This is a genomic window from Paenibacillus chondroitinus NBRC 15376 (genome assembly GCF_004000765.1).
Classification (GTDB): Bacteria; Bacillota; Bacilli; order Paenibacillales; family NBRC-103111; genus Paenibacillus_E; species Paenibacillus_E chondroitinus.
Window position 1 is genome coordinate 1 of the sequence record NZ_BILW01000087.1, and the last position, 6,924, is coordinate 6,924.

The 6,924-nt window shown below is 40.3% G+C and carries 4 protein-coding genes and 5 pseudogenes; 3 read left to right on the forward strand and 6 right to left on the reverse strand.

The annotated features are described in order from the left end of the window. Nucleotides 1–529, reverse strand: a 529-nt coding sequence (locus PCH02S_RS35055) for an NADPH-dependent FMN reductase (protein ID WP_246069432.1), incomplete at its 3' end; no start/stop codon positions are given. A 313-nt stretch (nucleotides 530–842) separates the two neighbouring features. Between PCH02S_RS35055 and PCH02S_RS35060 the strand changes: the two are divergent. Together PCH02S_RS35060 and PCH02S_RS35065 are read left to right on the forward strand one after the other, a co-directional pair. Then, nucleotides 843–1,163 (forward strand): annotated as a pseudogene (locus PCH02S_RS35060) (IS110 family transposase); the annotation flags it as partial. Nucleotides 1,164–1,559: 396 nt separating this feature from the next. Next, the gene (locus PCH02S_RS35065; protein ID WP_127458737.1) at nucleotides 1,560–2,090 is read left to right on the forward strand and encodes a CBO0543 family protein; all 531 of its coding nucleotides are present in this window, start codon (nucleotides 1,560–1,562) and stop codon (nucleotides 2,088–2,090) included. 291 nt (nucleotides 2,091–2,381) lie between these two features. Here the strand turns inward: PCH02S_RS35065 and PCH02S_RS37175 are convergent. From PCH02S_RS37175 to PCH02S_RS35090, 5 genes and pseudogenes are all read right to left on the reverse strand, one after another. Then, a pseudogene (locus PCH02S_RS37175) lies at nucleotides 2,382–2,716 on the reverse strand (transposase zinc-binding domain-containing protein); the annotation flags it as partial. Between the two features lie 98 nt (nucleotides 2,717–2,814). Then, nucleotides 2,815–3,436, reverse strand: a pseudogene (locus tag PCH02S_RS35075) (IS6 family transposase). A gap of 225 nt (nucleotides 3,437–3,661) precedes the next feature. Next, nucleotides 3,662–4,414 carry a metal-dependent hydrolase gene (locus PCH02S_RS35080; RefSeq protein WP_246069434.1) on the reverse strand — a complete coding sequence of 251 codons (753 nt, stop codon included), beginning with the start codon at nucleotides 4,412–4,414 and terminating at the stop codon, nucleotides 3,662–3,664. Further along, a pseudogene (locus PCH02S_RS35085) lies at nucleotides 4,401–4,773 on the reverse strand (carboxymuconolactone decarboxylase family protein). Before PCH02S_RS35085 ends, PCH02S_RS35080 begins: the two are co-directional and overlap by 14 nt. Before the next feature lie 622 nt (nucleotides 4,774–5,395). Beyond that, entirely contained in the window at nucleotides 5,396–6,295 is a 900-nt protein-coding gene (locus PCH02S_RS35090) for an FRG domain-containing protein (RefSeq protein ID WP_218033200.1), read from the reverse strand. A 396-nt stretch (nucleotides 6,296–6,691) separates the two neighbouring features. Between PCH02S_RS35090 and PCH02S_RS35095 the strand changes: the two are divergent. After that, nucleotides 6,692–6,924, forward strand: a pseudogene (locus PCH02S_RS35095) (collagen-like protein); the annotation flags it as partial.

The following is a 6,924-nucleotide window of genomic DNA, read 5'->3' on the forward strand; positions in this document are numbered from 1 at the left end:
GTAAAGACTGGATCAATGCCCGAACGAGATTACCCAACGATGATAAAGTATTCATGTCTATCACACTCCCGTCCGGATCGAGCTTCTTACTGACAAACGGAACAGCTAGAGTTGCTTCGTCGGGAATCGCTGCGCTCATCATCTTAAGTGTAAGTATCAATGATGCTAGCGCTGTCGTTCCACCATCGGGATGCGGGGAGGCACTGATAACCGCCGTTGGCATATTCATGAACTCACTCGAGGAGACAACCCAATCGAGCGCGTTCTTAAGCGATCCTGGCACTCCGCGCGCATATTCCGGTGTACATATGATGATTGCATCCGCTGACCGCAACTGTTCCCGCCATTCATACACTGCCTCATGAGGTTCGGCTTCGTCAGCATCTAAGTCGGGGCTAAAATGAGGTAATCTCGCCAGCCCATCGTACCGACGAAACTCCACACCCGTGGGCATTATTCCCTCGATGGACGAGAGCAGCCGTGAATTGATTGATTGATTGCGAAGGCTTCCGGATATGCTTAGGACCACCAGATTTCGTTGCTCCATTCAGTTCACCTTCTTTTCCATTGAATAGTGTAAGTATAAACCATAACACCAATGTTGCAGTCAATATCCATAATGAATATTACCTTACACATCTCAGTATTTTGTCCGTTAACGTAATGGAGGCTGCCGATCATGCCGGCAGCCTCATTAGTTGTGTTATTGAGCTATAGTTCTGCGTTAGATTCCTGTAGATGGATAAATTTCAGTTTTGTAAAAAAACGAGCGCCTCTGTACGATGGAAGTACGCTACGGGTTAAAAGCCCTTTAATTCCATCATCCATGAGGACGCTCTAGTATGAAGTTTAAATCACAAGATAAGCAAAATCAACTCATTGAAAACATTACTGTTAATCATATTGTTGTTGGTGTAGACATCGCTCAGGAGACACATGTTGCCAGAGCGGTTAACTTTAGAGGTGTCACTCTCGGCAATCTTTTAGTGTTTAGTAATGACGAAGATGGCTTTAAGTCGCTCGACCGTTGGATTGGTGACTTGTTAGCTTCATATAAATTATATCAAGTTATCGTTAGTATGGAACCGACTGGCCACTACTGGTTCAGCCTAGCTGGGTGGCTAAAAAGTAAAGATATCGAAGCCGTACATGTTAATCCTCACGAAAATACTCAAATCAATTACGCTAATCGAATCGACAGGGGAGCATAATTAGTTCAACCATTGGTTTAAGTGTATATTCATTTAAAGCTAGCGCCTTTCCGCTCATAATTATTGCACACATCTCGGATGATACTTATTATTCAATTATAAGCTTCTAACTACAACATTTATAGTGATCCTGGAATACATTATTATTTAGGGCTTCTTCTACAATTACTCCCCTTACCACTTTTACCGTTCGGAATCCGGTAAGGTGGTTCATTTTGTGTTCTTCAATATTCAGCCTTGTACGCAATTTCAAGCTTTTACTCAGTTGGAAGTTATTCAAAGAAAGAAGTTTAAGCTAACATGATGTGGGAAACAATTAAGAAAAATACATAGCGTTGTAGGTGGAAAATGACAAAAGATCAATTACATGATATGCAGGAATCGCATGCATTTTTTGAATATCAGCTATGGATAAATGAAAATCTCTTTACTTGGACTTGGTGGTTTTTACTTGGAATGATCATTATCCCTTGGATCGTCCTCATAAAACTTATAGACCGCAAACGGGCACCAATTATTTGGTTTTTTGGACTAATCGTGCTGATTATTTCAATTATTACAGACGAATTTGGTGCAGACTTTGGTATCTGGATCTATCCAACAAAATTAATACCGTACTCTGTTTTTGAGTTGCCTTTTGATTTTTCGATAGTACCCGTAGCTCAAATGTTGATTTTTCAATATTTTTCGACTTGGAAAACATTCTCCTTTGCTTTATTCATGCAAGCACTTATTTTTGCATTTATTGGTGAACCGTTTTCTATCTGGATTGATGCAGTTGCATATTATGGCTGGAACTACTTCTATTCGTTCATATTCTATATGTTGACCGGAACTCTCACTAGAGTATTTGTTCTAAAATGGATTCCCAAAAAGTGAAGTGAATTGAACTTTATGATCTACGACATTCAAAGCTAATGAATGCAAAAAAAGTGGCGGCTCTTCAATTGAGAATATTAGCTGTCCTCTGTTCGATTATAATGCCTGGATTTGGGCAATCATTTAACCGACAAATTTTCAAAGCATTGATCTTTATATTCTTGAATTTTAGATAAAATAATTATATGCGCCTTAACGATGCCATACGTTACGATATTCAAGGGTTCCATACAGAAGCACTCAATGTTCTCAAGATACAACCAGCAATGTGCTATGTTGGCTTTTACAGCATAAAAAGACACCCCAAAGCCCTTCATCAATGGTAAATACAACATGACGATGATTAACTTGGAGGACGTCTTCCATCAATACTCGACTCCATTCTTCCGTTTCACCAGGAGCGGTTGTACAGACGCGTCCTTTGCAGCGATACGGCACTCTCATTATATCGTGGCAAAACCTTCGCAAAATAGAATTTTAAATCCATCTCCAGGATCTCCACAACCACGAAATTTTTGTATCTCTTTGAGGACATTGGGCCGAATATGTTCACTATGCTTTTGCACAAACGCATCCCTGTGCTGATGTCTATCGATATAGCTTTGTTTTAATATGTTCGAATCAATATCTGCATTTTAACAAAAATTTAAATAAGGGGTAAGCTTCGTGGTTCTGGGGCAAAGATTTAAAAAAGTTCGCAGTTACCCGACAGACTATACTTTGTCTATGCCACTAAACCAAATATCTTATTTAGCCATTCAACAGCAGTGAGGGCAGTCGAATTATCATCAGCCTGCCCTTTCCTTATCATATGCAAAGCTTCAATTCCCTTTAACGTCTGGTCCGCTGTAAGATACGATTTGAAACCAAGCATTTTTGTTATTTTCTTTATTAATCTGTGATCTTGCTTTACAATGTTCTTTAGATACTTTGTCTGTCTAATTACGGTTTCTTTTGGTAAGGATTAATCATTAATTAATTCTTGTATGGCTGGTGGATATGCTGGATTTTTATCCAAGATGATTACACGTGGAATTTGAGTATGTGGAGAGGACAGAGCCTTTATAAAGAAGCGTTTAGCTGCCTGCATATCCCGATTTTCAGATAACATGAAATCAATAGTTTTCCCCATAGAATCAACGGCTCTTCCACTGATCTTTAACTTTGATGTAGGTTTCGTCAGTCCTCCAGGAGTCATTTGTTGGTTTCAAAAAGGAGCGGATTCGTTTGTCGATTTCTGGTCCAAATTCATGCACCCATCTCATAATCGTCGTTAGTATGATTGTTGATTCATATTGCTTCCATTTAAATATATCCAATTTCGTTTCTAAAGCGTTATCATAAATTAGAGCTTTGCACCACAACTGCTCATTCAGTTATTAATTGTTTTCTTATCTCAACAACATGAAGGCCTGTCTAGTATTTCTTCGTTGTTGAACAATAGTGAAACAACTTATGAAGATGGCGAAGAGACTTAGCGATTCCAGCCTCAAATGGATCAAATCAACCAGACTGGCGGATACACATGGCAAAAAAGTACCAAGTGGCATCTTACTTATACCCATTTTCGGTTACCTAACAAGGATGGAATCCCCTGGTTTAATATCATGCACAGTAAGATCATGTACATGGGATAGTAAACTTAAAAGGTCTCTGAGTCTACCAGTTAAAAAATCAAACCCACCAAAATGTGTCGGTATTACATTCTTTACGTTCAAGAGTCGTACAGCTTTGGCGGCTTCACGAGGAGGCATTGTATAAACATCCCCAATTGGTAATAAGGCGATCTCAGGCTCATAGAGTTCGGCAATTAACGCCATATCACCAAATACATTCGTGTCCCCGGCATGATAAATTGTTTTTCCATTTTCAAACTTAATAATATAACCCATTGGCTCTCCGCCATAAAGTAGTTGATCTCCGTCAACGAATGCCGCAGTATGATCGGCATGTACCGATGTAACGGTTATATCTCCGAACCTTCTAGTTCTTCCCTTGTTTATAGCAACTGTATTTTGTACCCCTCTCTTCTGCAGAATAAAGGCCAACTCCCAGCCAGCTAATACTACCGCTCCAGTTTTCTGGGCAAGCCACACTGCATCCTCAGCGTGATCACGATGCGCATGAGTAAAAAAGATATAGTCAACTTTTTCAATGTTTCTTATAACTTCTGGGCAAACTGGATTGTTCTTAACCCATGAGTCTATTAAAATATCCTTACCTTTCGAAGTTTTTATATAAAATCCACCGAATCCAATCCATGTAAATGAAATGTGTTGGCTCTCCATCTTGACTGTCCCCCTTAGATTATTAATTTCTTGCATTAAAGACTTCTCTTGCAGCATTTAGCCCATTGAGTCCTGCTGGGAACCCAATGTAAACTGCCATCTGCATCATTATTTCTACAATTTCTTCTTTAGTACAGCCTACATTCAGTGCGCCGTTAACATGAACTTTTAGTTGAGGTGTAGCATATCCCAGAGCAGTTAATGCTGCAACAGTTGCGATTTCACGAGATTTTAGATCTAATCTCGCACGGCTTTAGATGTCCCTAAAAGGAAATTCTAATAACATTTTCGAAGTCAGGGGCAATTTCCTTTAAAGGCTCACGTGTGTGACTTCCCATGTTCCCAACTACCTCATTCATTACTTTTAATCCAATCTCATACCTGTTAAAGCTCATATTTGCCCACTCTCCTACTCGTTTTTATCTCCAAGACCCGTGTAATGCTCGTAAAAAGAGATTTTCTGATTAACTGCATAAACTAAACCGACCAACGGTTTGTAAAGTGGATTTTTGAGACGTCAGACATGAATTCAAATTCCTTAACCGTTGGATAAGTCTCCAGAGAAGACGGATCAGGAGTATGCAGAGTGGTATAAGGAGCATTTCATCTCAAGGAGAAGCGTGTGCTGTTCATTCTGAACGAGGCGAGGGAAAAGGTGGCGAACGCAGATTCTATACCGACTCACTCAAGTTTGAGCAGGTGATCTGCTCCCTAGTTTCATTTGGAGGACTAAATTCTTACCTGCGTTCTAGCATCTGATTTTCCATTGCATGGTGATGGTTATATGTCTAAATCAATTTTTTAGGAGTGTGAATATCTTATTTGAAAAAGAGGATGTGAACGAAATGGCCATTAAGCCAAACAGAATTTGAAGAAGGCAAACTTAAATACCAGCACTACCAGGCTAATGAGTTCTTCAAATTCTAAAAAAAACGCGGCAGCTTTGTTGAGATAACGCATCTCTATCCTAAGCTACCGCCAATATATTCCCTTTATTTTCAAAAGCAATTGTCAAGCTTATTTTGTTCGGGACTTCAGTGATACATGGGTTTGATTTGATTTTAAACCTTCCGATTCTATCTCTTGCCTGATATCTGCAGCTACGTTTTCAAGTCCAGGGTACAGGTCGTGCTCCGATAATCCATAGTGAAGAAGTTGATTGTTCATGGATTCACGAGCACCTTTTTTTATAATTATTTTATATAAGTACTTGGAGCTATCTGGAAGTAAGTCCAGCGGAACAATTTTTCTTGCAAGCGGATATACCGTAAACGTTCCAGCTTGTTTGATAATTCTAGGATTGTTAAGCGGACCGATGGCTGCAGCAGCTTTCACATTGTCACTTTTGGCATTTGGGCCAAAAAGTGCGGTGAAGGCGGGCTCACTGACATTTGGAATATAGCCTGGTTTGAGGTAATTATAGAACCGAAACGTTTGATTTAATGTGACAGGACTTAAAAGCCAAACTGCTTTGTCAGTGGTTTCTTCTAGCGTGTTTGTCGGTTCTCCAAGGGCAAATAGAAGTGCAACGAGCGCCTCTCGAGACCAATCCAAAAGGCGGGTAGGCACACTATAGTGTTGCATCAAAAAAAGCCACCCCCAATAAGAATGGAGTTTATCTTCTGAATAAGGGAAGTAAGGGACATTGCCTAAATACGGATACGCAAGAGATCGAAATTTAGACAAATAGACAATTTCAGATTGGGCTCCAAGGCCTCTTGAGATCGAAGGATCCAAATTGTAAGTCGTGCTCTTAACGCCTCTAAACCAAAGCTCACAAGCTTGGGGTTGTTTTGGCGGGCATACCATCTGATAAATTTGATCGACAGCCTTTAAATATTTCTCGACAGAATCGATTCCGCTTATTTCGAATATCCCGTTTTCCAGGGTTTGTACAGTCTTTGTAGGTTTTAGCATCTTAACATTCCTCCTAAAAGCATATAGCACAAAATATGTGTGTTTGCCCATGGAGGTTCATCGGGTACCGGCCTTTTTTGACCAACTGCGAAGCAAAACGGGAATGTACCAATCTTTCCTTTTGTGAATTACATCTCTATAAAGGATTATTTCAGGAAATTTCGGGAAATGTAGTTGGATTGTCTCAACCCCAATCTGTTATGGAATTTGTAAAAATAACTCTGAGTAGAAAAGAGGTAACTGACTTTGAAGTCATCAAATTATAAAATATGCAGGTGCAAAAAGAAACACCACCACTCATCTTGTCATATAAAAAAGAATGGTAAAAAACGGAAATTAGTAAAAAAAATAGTAAGAGTTCATTGTCCTCCACCTCAAATAAACGTTATAGCACCGATGGGGCCACAAGGTGCTACTGGGGCTACTGGACCTTCAGGTGGCCCTCCTGGACCGCAAGGAACTGCTGGTGCAACAGGCTACACAGGTGCAACCGGTTCTACAGGAGCTGCTGGTGCAAGAGGATCTACAGGTGCAACCGGCTCTGCCGGTACTGCTGGTGCAAAAGGATCCACAGGTCCAACCGGCTCTACAGGGGCTGCTGGTGCAAGAGGCTTCACAGGTCCAACCGG

Bases quoted from the DNA above. Each gene is read 5' to 3' on its own strand.
- PCH02S_RS35080 (WP_246069434.1), bottom strand. From the start codon at position 4,414: ATGCAAGAAATTAATAATCTAAGGGGGACAGTCAAGATGGAGAGCCAA.
- PCH02S_RS35065 (WP_127458737.1), top strand. From the start codon at position 1,560: ATGACAAAAGATCAATTACATGATATGCAGGAATCGCATGCATTTTTT.
- PCH02S_RS35090 (WP_218033200.1), bottom strand. From the start codon at position 6,295: ATGCTAAAACCTACAAAGACTGTACAAACCCTGGAAAACGGGATATTC.